This is a genomic window from Nitratidesulfovibrio vulgaris str. Hildenborough (assembly GCF_000195755.1).
Taxonomy (GTDB): Bacteria; Desulfobacterota; Desulfovibrionia; order Desulfovibrionales; family Desulfovibrionaceae; genus Nitratidesulfovibrio; species Nitratidesulfovibrio vulgaris.
On the sequence record NC_002937.3, the window covers coordinates 988,439 to 1,005,360 of the forward strand.

General features: G+C 65.3%; 15 protein-coding genes. 11 read left to right on the forward strand and 4 right to left on the reverse strand.

What is annotated here, in order from left to right:
• Positions 1–7: 7 nt before the first annotated feature.
• The 9 genes from DVU_RS04245 (at position 8) to recJ (ending at position 8,942) form a co-directional block, all read left to right on the forward strand.
• Complete coding sequence (locus DVU_RS04245) at positions 8–1,387, forward strand: NlpC/P60 family N-terminal domain-containing protein (RefSeq protein ID WP_014524287.1); 1,380 nt, start codon at positions 8–10, stop codon at positions 1,385–1,387.
• Between the two features lies 1 nt (position 1,388).
• Positions 1,389–2,765 (forward strand): MiaB/RimO family radical SAM methylthiotransferase, encoded by a 1,377-nt coding sequence (locus DVU_RS04250; protein WP_010938196.1) that lies wholly within the window; start codon positions 1,389–1,391, stop codon positions 2,763–2,765.
• 84 nt (positions 2,766–2,849) lie between these two features.
• Positions 2,850–3,731, forward strand: coding sequence for a YicC/YloC family endoribonuclease (locus DVU_RS04255; RefSeq protein ID WP_010938197.1), 882 nt, complete (start codon positions 2,850–2,852; stop codon positions 3,729–3,731).
• The gene (locus DVU_RS04260; RefSeq protein WP_010938198.1) at positions 3,728–3,988 is read left to right on the forward strand and encodes a DUF370 domain-containing protein; all 261 of its coding nucleotides are present in this window, start codon (positions 3,728–3,730) and stop codon (positions 3,986–3,988) included. The genes DVU_RS04255 and DVU_RS04260 overlap by 4 nt, the downstream gene beginning before the upstream one ends.
• Positions 3,988–4,611, forward strand: a complete 624-nt coding sequence (gmk, locus tag DVU_RS04265) for a guanylate kinase (RefSeq protein ID WP_010938199.1) — start codon at positions 3,988–3,990, stop codon at positions 4,609–4,611. The genes DVU_RS04260 and gmk overlap by 1 nt, the downstream gene beginning before the upstream one ends.
• Positions 4,611–5,318: an orotidine-5'-phosphate decarboxylase gene (pyrF, locus tag DVU_RS04270; protein ID WP_010938200.1), complete on the forward strand. Its 708-nt coding sequence runs from the start codon at positions 4,611–4,613 to the stop codon at positions 5,316–5,318. The genes gmk and pyrF overlap by 1 nt, the downstream gene beginning before the upstream one ends.
• A gap of 132 nt (positions 5,319–5,450) precedes the next feature.
• Complete coding sequence (locus tag DVU_RS04275; protein ID WP_010938201.1) at positions 5,451–6,308, forward strand: tetratricopeptide repeat protein; 858 nt, start codon at positions 5,451–5,453, stop codon at positions 6,306–6,308.
• A gap of 4 nt (positions 6,309–6,312) precedes the next feature.
• A complete protein-coding gene (locus DVU_RS04280) occupies positions 6,313–7,170 on the forward strand; it encodes an HDOD domain-containing protein (RefSeq protein ID WP_010938202.1) in 858 nt (285 codons plus the stop codon).
• A 56-nt stretch (positions 7,171–7,226) separates the two neighbouring features.
• Positions 7,227–8,942, forward strand: coding sequence for a single-stranded-DNA-specific exonuclease RecJ (recJ, locus tag DVU_RS04285; protein WP_010938203.1), 1,716 nt, complete (start codon positions 7,227–7,229; stop codon positions 8,940–8,942).
• A 98-nt stretch (positions 8,943–9,040) separates the two neighbouring features.
• Here the strand turns inward: recJ and lipA are convergent, their stop codons facing one another.
• From lipA to DVU_RS04305, 4 genes are read right to left on the reverse strand one after another with little or no spacing between them, the layout of a single operon-like run.
• The gene (lipA, locus tag DVU_RS04290; protein ID WP_010938204.1) at positions 9,041–9,937 is read right to left on the reverse strand and encodes a lipoyl synthase; all 897 of its coding nucleotides are present in this window, start codon (positions 9,935–9,937) and stop codon (positions 9,041–9,043) included.
• The gene (lipB, locus tag DVU_RS04295; RefSeq protein WP_010938205.1) at positions 9,867–10,523 is read right to left on the reverse strand and encodes a lipoyl(octanoyl) transferase LipB; all 657 of its coding nucleotides are present in this window, start codon (positions 10,521–10,523) and stop codon (positions 9,867–9,869) included. The genes lipA and lipB overlap by 71 nt, the downstream gene beginning before the upstream one ends.
• Positions 10,510–13,449 carry a small ribosomal subunit Rsm22 family protein gene (locus DVU_RS04300; protein WP_010938206.1) on the reverse strand — a complete coding sequence of 980 codons (2,940 nt, stop codon included), beginning with the start codon at positions 13,447–13,449 and terminating at the stop codon, positions 10,510–10,512. The genes lipB and DVU_RS04300 overlap by 14 nt, the downstream gene beginning before the upstream one ends.
• A gap of 11 nt (positions 13,450–13,460) precedes the next feature.
• A complete protein-coding gene (locus DVU_RS04305) occupies positions 13,461–15,065 on the reverse strand; it encodes an ASKHA domain-containing protein (RefSeq protein ID WP_014524290.1) in 1,605 nt (534 codons plus the stop codon).
• A gap of 141 nt (positions 15,066–15,206) precedes the next feature.
• On the opposite strand from DVU_RS04305, the gene DVU_RS04310 reads away from it, so the two are divergent.
• Entirely contained in the window at positions 15,207–15,653 is a 447-nt protein-coding gene (locus DVU_RS04310) for a hypothetical protein (RefSeq protein ID WP_011792639.1), read from the forward strand.
• A gap of 135 nt (positions 15,654–15,788) precedes the next feature.
• On the forward strand, positions 15,789–16,769 hold the full coding sequence (gene fliM, locus DVU_RS04315; RefSeq protein ID WP_010938209.1) for a flagellar motor switch protein FliM: 981 nt from the start codon (positions 15,789–15,791) through the stop codon (positions 16,767–16,769).
• Positions 16,770–16,922 lie beyond the last annotated feature (153 nt).

The following is a 16,922-nucleotide window of genomic DNA, read 5'->3' on the forward strand; positions in this document are numbered from 1 at the left end:
TGCCAACATGAGACGTCTCTTCGTGCTTTCGTTCCGTCTGCTTTCCTGCCTGTTGCTGGCGATACTGCTTGCGGCCTGTGGTGCCTCCCGTCCTGCGACTCCGCCCGTCACTCCCCCCTCACGCGAAGGGCATGTGGCCGACCTCGACCGCTTCCCGCAGGACCTTCGTGTCTATGCCATGAAGGCGGGGGCGGACAGGCAGCTTCTGCCGTTCACTGAACAGGCCGCACAGGATGCCCGCTGGAACCGGCGCTTCTTCGCCCCGTGGCGCATGACGCGCATCTCCGTGCCGGTGAAGGATGTGGCCGCGCCGTTCGGGACGGACGGGCGTCCGAGAGGCTACGCCGAGAACCTGCTGCCGTGGGATGTGACCCGATGGGGGGCGCTGGCGTCCGGTGCCGCGCTAGACCTCTACCCCTCGCAGGCGTGGAAGGGCATCGTCGTCTCCAACAGCGCCCTGCGCGAGGTGCCCACGCTGCGTCCCATGTTCACGGCCCCCACCCGCGCCGGACAGGGATACCCCTTCGACATGTTCCAGCGTACCGCCGTATGGATGGGTACGCCCGTGTTCGTGGGGCACGCCACGGCGGACAGGGCATGGCTGTATGTCGAGACCGCGTTCGCTGCCGGGTGGATGCCCGCCGCGGATGTCGCCCGTGTGGATGATGCGTTCATGACCCGTTACGAATCGGGCAGTCTTGCCGCCATCCTGCGGGATGACACCAGCCTCAACGGTGCGGACGGCACCCACCTCGCCACCGCCCACATCGGTACCGTATTGCCGTTGTCTGGCGCTTCGCAGGTGGGGCGCACTGTGCTGGTGCCCGTGCGCGCACCCGAAGGGCACGCCGTGGTTGTGCCTGTGCTGCTCACCAGCGGAGAGGCGGCGCAGAAACCCGTGCCCCTCACACCGGGCAACATGGCTGAACTCGGCAACCGGATGATGGGCCAGCCCTACGGATGGGGCGGGCTGTACGAAGACCGCGACTGCTCATCCACCCTGCGTGACCTCTTCACCCCCTTCGGGCTGTGGCTGCCGCGCAACTCCGCATCGCAGGCCAAGGCCGGGCGCTACGTGGATATCGCGAAACTTGATGCCGACGACAAGGAAGCACGCATCGTGGCGGAGGGGGTTCCCTTCATGACGTTGCTGTGGCTTCGTGGGCACATCACGCTGTATCTCGGGCTGCATGAGGGACAGGCAGCCATGTTCCACAACATGTGGGGCATCCGTACCCATCGTGGCGGCGTCGAGGGTCGTTACGTCCTCGGGCGGGCCGTGGTCACCTCCACGCGGCCCGGACTCGATGTGCCGGGCAACGACAATGCGGATGGACTGCTTGGACGCATGCAGGGCATGAGCATCCTTCCCGGCGGGGCGCAATAGCATGAAGGGCGCGACGACCTCGTTCCATGCCGCCACGTTCGGCTGCAAGGTCAACCAGTACGAGACGCAGTCGCTGCGAGAGGCGTGGCTGCGGCGTGGTTTCACCGAGGTGGACACCCCGGAGGGGGCTGACGTCATCCTCGTCAACACCTGTGCGGTCACGGCCCGTGCTGTAAGCGATGTGCGGCGTGCCATCGCCCGGCTGCACCGTGCGGCCCCGGCTGCGGGTATCGTGGTGACCGGATGCGCGGCGCAGGTGCTGCGCGAGGAATTCGCAGGACTGCCCGGCGTGGTGGCGGTGGTGCCGCAAGAGGCCAAGGCCACTCTCGCGGCGTACGACCCCGCAGCGGCCATCATGCCCCCCGTCTCGACGCATGCCGCTCACGGCGATGCCGCTACGGCGCAGGCGTCGAGTGCCACCTCTGGCGATGTCGTCCCTGCACAGGCGTCGGTCTTCCCGGACTTCCGCATCGAGGGCTTTCGCCGTGCCCGCCCCGTGGTCAAGGTGCAGGATGGCTGTTCGCACCGCTGCACCTATTGCATCGTTCCGCTCACGCGGGGGGCTTCACGCAGCCGCGAACCGGGTGAGGTCGTCGCAGAATTGCGTCGTCTGCTCGATGCCGGGTTCCGCGAGGTGATGCTGTCGGGCGTCAACCTGCGCCTGTACGGGCGCGACCTCTCCGGTGCGGGCGACTTCTGGGACCTGCTGCAACGGGTCGAACGCGAACTGGCCCCGGAGTGGGCCGGAAGGGCCCGCCTGCGCATCAGTTCCCTTGAGCCTGGGCAACTCGGGGTACATGCCCTCGACGTGCTCGGCGGGAGCAGGCTCGTCTGCCCGCAGTTGCATCTTTCGTTGCAGAGTGGCAGCCCCGATGTGCTTCGCCGTATGGGACGCGGGCACTACAGCCCTGCCCCCCTGCTTGATTTCTTGCGCGACCTCGGCGGAACATGGCCGGTCTTCGGCCTCGGTGCGGACATCCTGATGGGCTTTCCGGGCGAGAGCGAAGACGCATTCGCCGAGACGCTGGACTTCGTCCGTGCTTTGCCGCTCACATACGCCCACGTCTTTCCGTATTCGCGGCGTCCCGGCACTGTGGCGGCCTCTTTGCCGGAACACCTGCCGCAGGAGATACGCAAGGCACGTGCGGCGGCGGTACGTGACGTCGTGGCGCAGAAGCGGGCGGTCTTTGCCGAACGTCTTGCCGGGTTGCCTGCCCTTTCGGTGGTGCTTGACGGGGCGGGTGCACGCAAGGGAATATCAGAGTATTATGCCGAATGCCGGGTGCGCCGTGTGCCGCACGGGCATGACCACCGGGCCGTGCTGACTGTTCGCCCGGTGGGAGTGGAAGCCGGCTGCGTGGTCACCGAAGCCGTATAGGGCTCGTTCTCACGGCCCGGAGTATGCGCCGCTCCGTGCCGGATTCCATGGCGCGTGTCGTCATACGGCACTGGAGGATATGGTATGCTGCGCAGCATGACGGGCTTCGGCCGATGCTTCATTGAAGATGCGGGCTGGACGCAGACGTGGGAGGTTCGTAGCGTCAACGGGCGTCACCTCGATGTGAAGTGGCGTCTTCCCATGCTCCTGCGGGGGCTTGAGGCGCGTTTCGAGAAGGTGCTGCGCCGCTTCGGCACCCGTGGCAGGGTGGATGTGACCCTGTCGCTTCAGGCCCTCGGCGAGGGGATGCAGGGCGTGCGCTTCGACGCCGGACAGGCGGGTGCCATGCTCGACGCCCTGTCCGACCTTGCCGCCAGCCGGGGCGATACCTACGCGCCCGACTACAACCGGCTGCTGGGGCTGACCTTCCTGTGGGAGGACGCCGGGGCCGAACCCGATGAGGAGATGGTGGCTGCGCTCGAGGCGGGACTTGCCGCCGCGCTGGAGGACTGGAACGAATCGCGCGAGGCAGAGGCACGCGCCCTGTCGCGCGACATGGTGTCGCGGCTCATCCGCATGGACGAGTGGGTGTCGCGCATCGAGGAACGTGCCCCCGACATCAAGGAAGAGCGTTTCACGCTGCTGCGCGACCGTCTCTCTGAAGCGCTCGAGGGCATGGGCTCATCGCTGGAGGAAGGGCGCTTCCTGCAGGAGATGACCTTGCTCGCCGACAAGCTTGATGTCAGCGAGGAACTCACGCGGTTGCGCGCCCACCTCGACCGCCTGCGTGAACTGCTCGATGGCGGCGGCGATGCGGGCAAGCGGCTCGATTTCACGTTGCAGGAGTGCTTCCGCGAGATCAACACGTGCGGCAACAAGATTCAGGACGCGCAGATTTCGCGCCTTGTGGTCGATTTCAAGAACGAACTCGAAAAGTGCCGCGAACAGGTACAGAACATCGAATGACCATGCAGGGCAACAAGCTCGTCAATCTCGGTTTCGGCAACTTCGTGGTCGCCTCGCGCGTGGTGTCCATCGTGGACCCCGACTCATCGCCCATGAGGCGTCTGCGTGAGGATGCCCGCGACCAGGGGCGTCTCATCGACGTGACGCAGGGCCGCAAGACGCGCTCCATCATCATCACCGATTCGAATCATGTGATCCTCTCCGCCATACAGACGGAGACCATGGGCCAACGCTTCACGCAGGAGGACGAAGACTGATGGGTCGAGAACGCTCCGGCATCGTGCTGGTGCTGTGCGCCCCTTCGGGGACCGGCAAGACCACCCTGACCAGAAGGCTGCTGACGGAGTTTCCGCGTTTCGCCTTCTCGGTCTCCTACACCACGCGTAAACCCCGCAATGGCGAGGTGGACGGCAAGGACTACCATTTTGTCACCGTGGAGGCGTTCCTGCGCCTGCGCGACGCCGGATTCTTCGCCGAATGGGCCGAAGTGCACGGCAACTTCTACGGTACGCCCCTCAAAGCCACACTCGACCTTCTTGATGAAGGCCGCGACGTACTCTTCGACATCGACGTGCAAGGTGCGCGGCAGTTGCGTGCAAGCCTGCAACGCGGGCGCTACGTCTTCATCATGCCGCCATCGCGCGACGAACTCGAGCACAGGCTGAGGGCGCGCGGCACCGACGACGAGGAGACCATAGCCCGCCGTCTCGCCAACGCGGCCAAGGAACTGCGCGAGGCGCGCCGCTTCGATGCGTGGATAGTCAACGACGACCTCGAACGCGCCTACGATGAGTTGCGTGCCGCCTACATCGAGGAGACGCTGTCCCCGGAATGCCGTTCGGCGTTCCTTGACGGATTGCTGCAGGGGTGGAACGACTGATGGCCGAACTCGTTGTCGCACTGGATTTTCCCGCCGCAGACGTGGCGGTGGACATGGCAGGCAGACTCCGCGGCACCGCGCCGTGGATGAAGGTAGGCCTCGAACTCTTCTGCGCCGCAGGTCCCGATGTCGTGCGTGCCGTGGCAGACCTCGGCTTCAGGGTCTTTCTCGACCTCAAGTTCCACGACATCCCCAACACGGTGCGCGGTGCGGTGCGTTCGGCGGTGCGTTCCGGGGCGGACATGGTCAACATCCATCTCATGGGCGGCGAACGTATGGCCCGTGCCGCCGTGGAAGGTCTGCACGAGGGTGCCCAGACGACGGGTTCCGTACCGTTGCTCTTCGGGGTGACCGTGCTCACCAGCACCGCACAGGGTGAACTGCCGGGCATTTCGACGGACATAGGCGAGTACGCCGCCTCTCTCGCGGCATCCGGTGCTGCGTGGGGCTTGAACGGGGTCGTCTGTTCGGGGTATGAAGTGGAGAGCATCAAGAAGCGTTGCGGCGCATCGTTCCTGTGCCTCACTCCGGGCATCCGTCCCGGTGGCGGGGCAGGGGGTGACGACCAGCGCCGGGTGATGACACCCGCACAGGCGGTGTCCGCCGGTTCTGACTACCTCGTTGTGGGCAGGCCCGTGACTGGGGCTGCCGACCCCGCTGCCGCAGCGCGCGCCATCATGGCGGAGATGGCTGCGGTCAGGCGATAGCGGGCGATAGCAGGCGGGGCTGGCAGGGCATACCCGGTCGCGCACAGGTCTGACGGTCTGCCCCGGATGCGGTTGCCGCGATGAAGACGCCGAACGAGTTGGTCACACACGTTGCCACGCAAGGAGCGCACAATGACACAGACGCCCGTAACCCTTGACCAGAAGGTCGGTGAGAAGCGCGACCGCATGCGGGGTGTCTTCTCGACGCAGGAGATAAGGAAGGTCGGCACGGGCACCACAACCCGCAAGACCATCCAGAAGTCGTTCTGGTACGTCGACGAGGGTGACGACGGTGTCATCGAGGTGCAGCCGCTGAACAGCAACTACGTGCCCTCCGGCCCCAAGCGCAAGATCGACCGTGACGAACTGCTCGACAAGTTCGCACCCGAGCCCGAGTTCTATGTCCAGACGGTCTTCCCGAAGATGCGTGAGCTCAACAAGACCATCGCCCGCGCCGACAGGCATCGCCAGAAGGGCGAGACGTTCAGTGCCGAGTTCGAATACAACAACGCCCTGAAGGTCGACGAGGAGAATGTACGCGCCAACTTCGGCATCGGCCTCACGTATCTCGAGCGCGGCGAGACGGACAAGGCGGACAACATCTTCGAGCGGCTGGTCAAACTGGATGCGGCGTTCGAGGAAGAGCACAAGCACCTTTTCAACGAGTTCGGCATCAACCTGCGCAAGAGCAAGATGTACGATCAGGCCGTGGAATACTATGGCAGGGCGCTTGAACTCTCACAGGGTGACGAGAACCTGCACCTCAACGTCGCCCGCGCCTATCTGGAGAAACAGGACTTTCCACATTGCCTCGAGCACGTCCTGCGTGCCCTCATGATCAACCCCGCCCATGAGGCCGGGCTCAAGTTCCTCGCCTGGATGGAGGCCAAGAAGCTGGTGCCCGAAGACCAGCGCGCCGCCGTCGCCGAGGCGGTCGCCCGTGCCCGCTCCACTGGCGGGACTCCCGCGTCTGCAGCGAACGAGGGCTGAAGCCATGACCGATGCGCAGGGGTTTCTTGACGAACTGGCACGAAAGCCACCGAAGTTGCCGTTCGACCCGGGGTTGCTGCGCGAGGTGCTGAAGCTCACATCGGATGATTCCCGCGCCCCTGCCAACCGGCTGGCCGAAGTGGTGGGGCGCGATCAGGCCCTTTCCACACGGCTGCTGCGCATGGCCAATTCGGCCTATTACGGGCTCCAGTCGGAGGTACCGTCGGTGCAGCGGGCCGTGGCGGTGCTGGGCATGGCCGAGGTACGTGCCCTGATTCTCGCAGTGGCGGCCTCCGGCATCGCTGGCAGGCGCAATCTGCCAGCCACGTTCGACCTTTCCGGGTACTGGCGGCATCAGCTGTGTGTGGCGGCCTGCTGTCGCATGTTAGCCCGGCGCGTGTCTCCCGGTGAGGCCGATGTGCTCTACACTGCGGGGCTACTGCACGATATCGGCAAGCTGCTCATGGCGGGGCTGTGTCCTGACGCGTGGCAGGCGGTGCAGGCGCTCATGGCTGAAGAGCACCTTGAGACTGCCGAGGCAGAAGAGCGCCACTGGGGACTCGATCATGGCGTCATCGGTGCAAGGCTGCTGTCATACTGGGATCTTCCGCCCGCACTGACAGAACCCGTCAACTGGCATCATGCCCCGCAGTATGCGGGGGCTTACGAGCGCAACGCCCGGCTTCTCAACCTCGCCGACCGGCTTTTGCTGATGTACGAGCGCGGCGACGGGGTCATGCCTGTGACGCTGGCTGACGACCTTGCCACGTTCGGGCTCGATGCCCATGTCATGGCAGCGGACCTTTCGGTACTTCTCGAAGGCGAACGCATCGGGCAACTCGTCGCCCATCTCGCCGCATAACGCACGTTCTCTTCACACCTTCCCGGTGCATGGCATCGGCACATACATACGGACACATGAAACGCTGGATATACCGACCGGAGGTGGAAGGCGCACTGCCGCCATCCGCCTCTCTCGCCGAACGTCTCGGCATCTCGGACCTGCTGCTTCGCCTGTTGCTGCGGCGCGGCCTTTCATCCGTTCAGGATATGGACGTCTACCTCAGCCCGCAGTTGCGCCACCTCGCCCCGCTGGAGGAATGGCCCGGCCTTGCTGAAGCGGCTGGCGTCATCACGGCGGGCATCACCGCCGGGATGCCCTTTGCCGTATGGGGCGACTATGACGTGGACGGGGTGACCTCCACAGCCCTTGTGCATGACGTACTCGAGTTCCATGGCGTGGATGTGCGCCACCATCTCCCCGACCGGCGGGCCGAGGGCTACGGGCTGAATGTGGAGTGGATAGAGAGGCTCGCTGCCGATGGGGTGCGTCTGCTTCTCACGGTGGACTGCGGCATATCCGATGTCGTGCCCATCTCACGAGCCCGTGAACTGGGCATGACCGTGGTCGTCTCCGACCACCACCTGCCGCCGGAGGTCTTGCCGCCCGCCCATGCCATCTGCAATCCGCGTCTCGCCTGTTGTCCGTGTCCGGCGCTGGCGGGCGTGGGGGTCGCGTTCTTCGTCATGGCGGCGGTCAATGCCGCATTGGGAGAACGCTCCGGCAGGCGTTACGACATGCGCGAGGTGCTCGACCTTGTGGCGTTGGGGACGCTGGCGGATGTGGTCGACCTCGGTGGTCAGAATCGCATCCTCGTCAAGAACGGACTCCTGAAAATAGCCGAAGCCCGCAGGCCGGGCATGGCGGCGCTCAAGGCGGTTGCGGGCTACAATCCATCGGCCTCGCTGGGGGCGGGGCAGGTGGTGTTCGGGCTTGCGCCGCGCATCAATGCGGCTGGTCGCCTTGGCGAGGCGGAGATGGCACTGCAACTGTTGCGTGCCCGCAAACATGGTGAGGCGGCGCAGCTTGCGCAGCGCCTTGACGCCATGAACACCGACCGCCGTGTGGAGGAGGACCGCATCCTCGAAGAGGCGAAACGGCAGGCCGAGTCGCAAGCCGCGTCGCGCATGGGGTTCGTGCTCCATGGCGAGGACTGGCACCCCGGCGTCATCGGCATCGTCGCCTCGCGCATCGTGGAGGCCTACTACAGGCCCACACTCATCCTGTGCACAGAAGGGGAGACGTTGAAGGGGTCGGGGCGTTCGGTGTCGGAATTCGACCTGCATGCAGGGCTTTCACAGTGCGCCGACCTGTTCCTTGGCTTCGGGGGGCACAGGCAGGCCGCCGGCATGAGCCTGAAGACCTCGGCGCTCGATGCATTGCGCGAACGGTTCGATACCGTGGTGCGTCAGGCCCTCGGCGATACGCCGTTGACGGCATCGCTGAAGCTGGATGGCGACCTCGGCTTCGAGCACGCTTCGGATTTCACGGTGCTCAAGGAACTCGAGATGTTGCAGCCTTTCGGCACAGGCAACGCCGAACCCGTCTTCGCGTCGCCTCCGCTTCTTGTGCGCGGGTTGCGACGCTTCGGCAAGGCACGGGAACATGTGGAACTCGAACTCACCGACGAGTCGTGCGGGGTGACGCTGCATGCCAAGGCATGGCGGCAGTCCGGAGAATTCTCCGACAGGCTGCGTGGAACGCGGATACGCCTCGCCTACACGCCGCGCATCGACAGGTATTCCGGTGCGGCGTCCGTCGACTTGCGGATACGAGACTGGCAACCCGCGTGATGCTGTCATGAGTACGGCTGGCTAGCTGGCCAATGGGCGGAAGGCCATCAATCCCCGGCGCACAGGCAGTCGATGCCGCGTGTGCCGGGTTTCTTTCTTCAGGCAGGTTCCGTGCGGAGGGTGCACAGGGCGTTATAGGCGCTTTCGGCGTTGTAGCTGCTACGCACCAGCGGTGCGGAGAACACGAAGGGAATGCCCATGCCCCGGCCACACGCGGCGAAGCTTTCGAAAGTATCAGGATGCACGTAGCGTTCGACGGGGGGATGCTGGCGCGAAGGGCGCATGTACTGCCCGATGGTGACGATGTCACAGCCGCAATCGGCGAGGTCGGCGAGAACCCCCTCGACCTCTGTGTCATTCTCGCCAAGGCCGACCATGAGTCCACTCTTGGCCACGCCACCTGCAGCCTTCACACGTCGCAGCAGTTCGAGGCTTTGCCTGTAGTCGGCCTGCGGGCGGATGCGGGCGTAGTGTGCGGGGGGGGTCTCCACATTGTGGTTCACGATATGCGGTGCAGCCGCCATGACAGTGCGCAAGGCTGCATGGTCGCCCCTGAAGTCGGGAATGAGGACTTCGACCGTGGCGGCGGGCAACGCTGCGCGAAGCCGTGTGATGGTGGCGGCGAAGTGTGCCGCCCCGCCATCGTCGAGGTCGTCGCGCGTCACGGACGTGACGACCACATGCCGCAGGGCGAGTCGTGCCGCAGCCTCGGCGACGCGCCGGGGTTCATCGGGGTCTGGCGGGGACACATGGCCCGGCGTGATGTTGCAGAACGCGCAGTTGCGGGTACAGACGTTGCCGAGGATGAGGAAGGTGGCCGTGCCCGACGAGAAGCACTCGAACATGTTCGGGCACTTGGCGCTGTTGCATACGGTGTTCAGCCCGAGCCCTTCGACCAGTGCGCGGGTGTCGGCAAAGGTGTGGCTACAGGGCAGCTTCACCCGCAGCCACGGCGGGATGCGTAAAGATGGCGAGGAATTGTCGGGTGAGGACATCCTTGACCTCCTGCATGGTGACTGAGTCGTCGTCCAGTTCGCGGTGGAGTGATGTGGCCTCCGCGTCGGGAAGGCCGCAGAGCGTGATCAGATTGAAGAGGGACAGGTCGCGCCCCACGTTGAGGGCGAGACCGTGGTAGGTCGTCCAGCGGCGCACGGCGACGCCGATGGAGCAGATCTTGCGGTTGTCGATCCACACACCCGGGCGTCCCTCATGCCGTGAGGCCTCAAGGCCGAAGGTGTGAAGGGTTCGCAACACGACTTCTTCGAGGTCATGGAAGAAGCTGCGTAGTCCCCCCGGTCGTCTTTCGATGCGGAAGACCGGATAGGCAACCAGTTGCCCCGGAAAATGGCAGGTGATGTTGCCACCTCGCGACGACTGGGCGAGTTCGATGCCCCGTTCGGCGAGAAAGCCACGCCCCGCGTGCAGGTTCTCAATGCCGCCGTTGCGGCCCAGCGTGATGACGGGCGGGTGTTCGACGAGATAGAGGGTGTCTTCGCCCCCTGTCGAAACCTCGCCGAGGCGGGCCGTCTGCACGGCCTCCGCCTCGGCGTAGGAAAGTGAACCGAGATCAATCGTCAGCATGGCCTTCGCCGTTACCACCGTTGCCGCCCTCATCGTCGCGTTTCATGCGTCGGTGAGGAGCACCGGCAGGGCCTTCGCCCTTACGGTGGGGTCTGGGCTGATGCTGCGAGAAGCGAGGCCCGCCGTGCCTGTCGCCGCCGAAGCCCTCTTTACGGAACGGGGGCTTGCGGTCACCGAAGCCACCCTTGCCACCGTCCCGGTCGCGCTGGGGACCGTTGCCCCCCTCGTCGCGGGGCTTGCGCCCGAAGCCGGAACCAAGCGGGTCATGCCTGAACGGGGGCTTGCGCACACCTTCGGCATCACCCTCGCGCCTGAAGGCGGGCTTGCGGTCCCTGAACCCACCTTCGCCGCCGCGGTCACGGTCGTCACGGCCTTCACGGCGGAAGCCGCCCTGCGGCCTGTCGCCGAATTCGCGGGGCTTGCGTCCGAAGTCGTCACCGTCCCTGCGGAAGGCGGGCTTGCGGTCGAAACCTTCGCCGCCCTCGCGCCTGAAGGCGGGCTTGCGGTCCCTGAACCCACCTTCGCCGCCGCGGTCACGGTCGTCACGGCCCTCACGGCGGAAGCCGCCTTGCGGCCTGTCGCCGAATTCGCGGGGCTTGCGTCCGAAGTCGTCACCGTCCCTGCGGAAGGCGGGCTTACGGTCGAAACCTTCGCCGCCCTCGCGCCTGAAGGCGGGCTTGCGGTCCCTGAACCCACCCTCACCGCCACGGTCACGGTCGTCACGGCCTTCACGGCGGAAGCCGCCCTGCGGCCTGTCGCCGAATTCGCGGGGCTTGCGTCCGAAGTCGTCACCGTCCCTGCGGAAGGCGGGCTTACGGTCGAAACCTTCGCCACCCTCACGCCTGAAGGCGGGCTTGCGGTCCCTGAACCCACCCTCGCCGCCGCGGTCCTCACGGCGGAAGCCGCCCTGCGGCCTGTCGCCGAATTCGCGGGGCTTGCGCCCGAAGTCGTCACCGTCCCTGCGGAAGGCGGGCTTACGGTCGAAACCTTCGCCGCCCTCGCGCCTGAAGGCGGGCTTGCGGTCCCTGAACCCACCTTCGCCGCCGCGGTCACGGTCGTCACGACCCTCACGGCGGAAACCGCCCTGCGGCCTGTCGCCGAATTCGCGGGGCTTGCGTCCGAAGTCGTCACCGTCCCTGCGGAAGGCAGGCTTGCGGTCGAAACCTTCGCCACCCTCACGCCTGAAGGCGGGCTTGCGGTCCCTGAACTCACCCTCGCCTCCGCGGTCACGGTCGTCACGGCCCTCACGGCGGAAGCCGCCCTGCGGCCTGTCGCCGAATTCGCGGGGCTTGCGTCCGAAGTCGTCACCGTCCCTGCGGAAGGCGGGCTTACGGTCGAACCCTTCGCCACCCTCGCGCCTGAAGGCGGGCTTGCGGTCCCTGAACCCACCCTCGCCGCCGCGGTCACGGTCGTCACGGCCCTCACGGCGGAAGCCGCCCTGCGGCCTGTCGCCGAATTCGCGGGGCTTGCGTCCGAAGTCGTCACCGTCCCTGCGGAAGGCGGGCTTACGGTCGAACCCTTCGCCACCCTCGCGCCTGAAGGCGGGCTTGCGGTCCCTGAACCCACCCTCACCGCCACGGTCACGGTCGTCACGGCCTTCACGGCGGAAGCCGCCCTGCGGCCTGTCGCCGAAGCTCCTGCGTTCGCCGCCTCCGCGCCGGTCGGAGCGTCCTTCGTCGTTGCGGGCGAAGTTCTTGGGAGTTCTCGAAAAGCCGACGCGCTCGCCGTCTGCGAAGGCCTCGTCATCAGAGCCCTCGGCGTTCGCCGCGTTCGGGGCAAGTCCCTGAACGACACCTTCGTCATCGACCCAACCCGCGAAAAGTCCGCCGGACTTGCCATCGGTGCGCGGTTCTTCAGGCCATGCGGCCTTGACCAGCGCGCCGGAGATGAGCGGGCGCGCATCGTACAGCAGGGTCAGGCCTTCTGCGCTGCAACCGTAGCGTACGGGCTCGCGGCGTCCCGGAATGGGGAAGACGGCAGAGATGACACGCACCATGTCTCCTGCGGGCGGGGTGGTGGCGTGACTCAGGAACACGAAGCTGAGGCTCGCGGTGTCGCGTTCGAAGCCCGCTTCACGAGAAATGTCAGTGAGCCACTGCGGCGCGTCGTGCACGCTGAAGGTGAAGTGACACCAGCTCGACCTTTTGGCGGCGAGCATGGGGCATTCATCATGATGCGGGCAGGGCGCTTCGGGCGCGAGTCCGTTCTCGATGGCTGCCTGACGGAGCATGGTCACCAGCTTGCCGCCAAGGCGGGACCCCGGTTCGACGAACAGAGCCTTGCCGCCGGGGGCGAGACTGTCGCGGAGTGCCTCGGCCACTTCGAAGAGCCTGTCTTCGAGCAGCTGGTCGGCGCGGGGTTGCAGTTCGTTAAGGACGTTGCCGCCCATGACGAGGATGTTCTTGCCATAGTTCTCGCGCAGGGCGTTCTCGACGGTGCCCCGCAGCGTGTGCAGCGTCCAAGGGCATTCTTCGCCCGCAATCTTGCGGAACAGGGCGCGTCCGACATCAAGCACGTGGGGCGAGATGTCGCCGCAGGTGAGCGTCAACGCGACAGTGCGCAATTCGGGGCGCGCAATCCACAGGGCGATGGGCAGGGTGAAGGGGCCGCTGCCCACGTCCAGCACATGCCCCCCGGCGCATTGTTCGGGGGTGGGCAGGTCGAGCGAGGGTAGCAGGCGGCCCAGCCGGAACACGTTCCAAGGCAGGAAGTGCCGAACATAGGCCGAGAAGAGGCGGGGCGAGGCCCAGTACGATTCCGAGAGATTGCCGCGCTCGGAGGTGAGCGAAGCCGAAAGTTCCTGTATGGCGTTGGGCAGGTCGCGGCGATGCGCGCTGCGCAGCGGCATGACGGCGTCGATGGCTTCGGGCAGGGCGTCCATCACCTTGCGAAGCTCGGCATCGAGCGGTTTGAAGAGTCTGTTCATGGAAACTCCGTTCAGAAGTGGAAATGCATGTGCCGCAGGAAAGCGGCGGAAAAGTCGGGCGCAGCCGTCAGGTCGACGACAGTGCAGCCTTCGCGCCATGTGTTCAGGGTGTCGCGCAACGGGGGCGAGGTGAGCAGAAGTTCGGCCCCCCTGAGGGATGTGTTGCCCACCGCGCGCGTCCTTCCACCCGAACCGGGCGGGATGAAGCCGAGACCTTCGAGGTCGGCGGGCAGCGCGTGCTGTCCCAATGCCCCTGCGAGGTGGATGCCCGAAAGGGCGTGTGAAGGCATCTGGGCCGTGGCGAGCAGGCGTTCGAATGCCAGCGAGAAGGCCGCCTTCACTTTGAGTATCTCTTCGATGTCTCTCGCAGCGAGGTAGAGGCCTCGCGCGAGTGGTAGACAGGGTTCGCCCCGGTGGCTGACGATGGAACGGGCCATACGTGCCGCCAGTGGGGAGGAGGGAGATTGGATGAAACGCCCGTCCACGTCAAGCAGTCCGGCACGCAGAAGGGCGTGTACGAGAGAAATATATCCCGTTCCGCTGATGCCGTCGGCCTCGCCGCCGTCAAGGACGTAGGGGACGAGCCCGCCGGGAGTGAGGGTGAAGGAGGTTATGGCCCCCCTCTGCGCCACGGTGCCGAACGTGAGGCCGATGCCTTCAAGCGCGGGGCCGAGGGCTACGCTGGTGACAAGGGTGCGCTCAGGGGACAGCGCCAGCACGAACTCCCCGTTGGTGCCAAGGTCGGCCAGCACGAAGGGGAAGGCGGGGGCATGGTCGGTGAGCACTGCAAGGTAGCCCGCCGAAAGGTCGCCTCCTACGAACGGGGCGGGCAGGGGAGGAATCCATGCGGGCGGCAGCCCCGGCAAAGCCAGGGCGGTCCCCCCTCGCATCTCGAGACGGTAGGGCGCGGAAGCCAGCCCTTCGACGCTTTCATCGGCGAGGATGGCTGTCATGGCCGTGTTGCCCGCCACGCAGAGTTCCTCGACCCGGCTTTCGTATCCACAGGCGGTGGTTGGCTCGTCTCCTGAACCTGCCGGCGGCACAGCGTCGGCGGTTGCTGGCGTACCCTCCACATCGGCGACGATGCGTCGCAACGCCTGCAGCACCAACTCGCGCAGCCTGCCGCGTCCCTTGTCCGAACGTGCCATCGCTATGCGCGACATGACGTCGCTTCCCGCCCCCATTTGCGGGTTGGTTTCACTGCCCTGTGCGGCGACCGTGCCGTCGGGGGCAAGCAGACTCCATTGCAGTGAGGTCGTACCTAGGTCGACGGCGAGGCGGAACGGCCCGGGGTGTTTCGGGCGTGATGCATGCCGGTGAGGCATGACCGGGAGAGGCACATGCACCACCATGCCGTGGGCAGGCGCATGGCGACAGGCAAGCCGCCAGCCTGCGGAGATGTCTTCGGCGGAGAAGAACTCTCGGTCGTCTTCATGCGGTGCAGGTGCGGCTTCAGTGATGCGTACCCGGCAGCGACCGCAGCGTGCCAGCCCGGAGCATAGCGGGGGCGAGGCAAGTCCTGCATCCACCCATATCAGCCGGGCGAGAGTCGACGTCTCGCCGAGGGTCTGTCTGATGGAACGGTCGGTTGCATCGATGATGGTGCAAGATGTCACTGGCGTTGTCTCCGGATGGGGCTGCATGAAGCGTAGATGCCTGTGGCGGCGTGCAGCTGAAGTGAATCATTGCCTAACATATGCCGATGATGTACCTTTCTGATATATGTACTAGTATATCCGCATAACGGGAATAGCGACATGCTCGGTTTTGGAATCTTCATCGGTTTCGTTCTGCTCATGGGCGGGTTGATGTACACGCAGGCCCGCAGCGGACGGCGTGAGACTCTCCTGCAAGCCATGCGCGAACAGAAGCGTGTCGCTATGCTTGAATTGCGTACGGTGCAGGACAGCGTCGTGCAACTCAAGCAACTCGAACTGCAACTGCGTCGTCGTGTCGATGCCATCGAAGAAGAGCAGGACAGGTTGCAACGCATGGCCGAGGCCCGTTTGGGCGTATCACACGAAACACTCGTGGATGCATTGCTGGCCGATGGCGTGCTGAGCACCGATTCGCTGGCACGCCTCCGCGCCTATGCTTCCCAGACCGCTTCCGGGCAGGCATTGCCCGATATCGCCGTCATGCTTGGCCTGCTCACCCCGGAAGCCCTCTCCGCAGCGCGCCGCAAGTACCCCGGGCTCGAATAGCCAGTACACTGGCCCCTATCTTGCAACGTAAAAGAGGGCGGCAGGATGCGCCCTTTCCTTGACCCGGAAGATGGCTGGCCCTATTCTACGTTCGTCGCATTGCGATTATACATGTCTTGGAGCTGACGTACCACCATGAACAAGATTCTGGCACAGGACGAGGTAGACGCCCTTCTGCGCGGTCTCTCCGGCGGAGAGATCGAGAGCGAGACGGACATACAGCATGATGACTCGGGCATCGTGCCCTTCGACCTTGCGAATCAGGATCGTATCATCCGTGGACGGATGCCCGTCCTCGAGATCGTCAACGACAGGTTCGCCCGGCTGTGCACCAATGCGCTCAGCAACGCGGTCCGCAAGCGTGTGGAACTGAATCCCATCTCCATCGACATGACCAAGTTCGGCGACTTCATGCGGTCGCTGCCCGTGCCCACCAGCATCAACATCTTCAAGATGGAACCGTTGCGCGGCAACGCCATCATCGTCGTCGACTCCCGGCTGGTGTTCGCACTGGTCGAGAACTTCTTCGGCGGGTCCGGTAGCCAGCCCAAGATAGAGGGTCGCGAGTTCACGCGCATCGAGCAGGCCATCGTGGACAGGGTGATTCATATCGCCCTCGACAACATGGAAGAGTCGTGGCGCCCCGTGCATGACGTGCACCTTGAACTGGTGCGTTCCGAGATCAACCCGCAATTCGCCGCCATCGTGCCGCCCAGTGACGTGGTGGTGGTCATCACCTTCGAGGTGGAACTCGACAGCGCCATCGGGTCCATGGTCATCTGCCTGCCCTATGCCACCATCGAGCCCATCCGTTCCAAGCTTCACGCCAGTTTCCAGACCGAACGCCTCGAAGTCGACCATGCATGGGTCGCCCGTCTGAAGGAACGCCTCATGGAGACGCCGGTGGAACTCAAGGTGCGCTTCGGCGAGACCAAGATCACAGGCAACCAGTTGCTGCGGCTTCAGGTGGGTGATGTGCTGCTGCTCGATACCGACACCGACGACATGCTCGAGGTGACCATCGCGGGCGTCACCAAATTCTGGGGGCTTGGCGGCACGGTCAAGGCCAACAAGGCGTTCCAGATCGTCAAGGAAGAGGAACCCCGCTACACGTGATGCCGTGCGCAAAGGGGAGGCCTGCCCCCCGTCATGGGAATACCGGGCGGGACGAAAGGGCTTGCGCCGTCTTCGGAGCGCGACAGTGAGGCCTTGGCGACGCAGTCCCCCGACCATGGAACGTGGGTGCATATCCCCGATGCCTGATGGTGT

Coding starts and splice junctions, on each gene's coding strand:
- DVU_RS04245 (WP_014524287.1), top strand. CDS start 8: ATGAGACGTCTCTTCGTGCTTTCGTTCCGTCTGCTTTCCTGCCTGTTG.
- DVU_RS04250 (WP_010938196.1), top strand. CDS start 1,389: ATGAAGGGCGCGACGACCTCGTTCCATGCCGCCACGTTCGGCTGCAAG.
- DVU_RS04255 (WP_010938197.1), top strand. CDS start 2,850: ATGCTGCGCAGCATGACGGGCTTCGGCCGATGCTTCATTGAAGATGCG.
- DVU_RS04260 (WP_010938198.1), top strand. CDS start 3,728: ATGACCATGCAGGGCAACAAGCTCGTCAATCTCGGTTTCGGCAACTTC.
- gmk (WP_010938199.1), top strand. CDS start 3,988: ATGGGTCGAGAACGCTCCGGCATCGTGCTGGTGCTGTGCGCCCCTTCG.
- pyrF (WP_010938200.1), top strand. CDS start 4,611: ATGGCCGAACTCGTTGTCGCACTGGATTTTCCCGCCGCAGACGTGGCG.
- DVU_RS04275 (WP_010938201.1), top strand. CDS start 5,451: ATGACACAGACGCCCGTAACCCTTGACCAGAAGGTCGGTGAGAAGCGC.
- DVU_RS04280 (WP_010938202.1), top strand. CDS start 6,313: ATGACCGATGCGCAGGGGTTTCTTGACGAACTGGCACGAAAGCCACCG.
- recJ (WP_010938203.1), top strand. CDS start 7,227: ATGAAACGCTGGATATACCGACCGGAGGTGGAAGGCGCACTGCCGCCA.
- lipA (WP_010938204.1), bottom strand. CDS start 9,937: ATGTCCTCACCCGACAATTCCTCGCCATCTTTACGCATCCCGCCGTGG.
- lipB (WP_010938205.1), bottom strand. CDS start 10,523: ATGCTGACGATTGATCTCGGTTCACTTTCCTACGCCGAGGCGGAGGCC.
- DVU_RS04300 (WP_010938206.1), bottom strand. CDS start 13,449: ATGAACAGACTCTTCAAACCGCTCGATGCCGAGCTTCGCAAGGTGATG.
- DVU_RS04310 (WP_011792639.1), top strand. CDS start 15,207: ATGCTCGGTTTTGGAATCTTCATCGGTTTCGTTCTGCTCATGGGCGGG.
- fliM (WP_010938209.1), top strand. CDS start 15,789: ATGAACAAGATTCTGGCACAGGACGAGGTAGACGCCCTTCTGCGCGGT.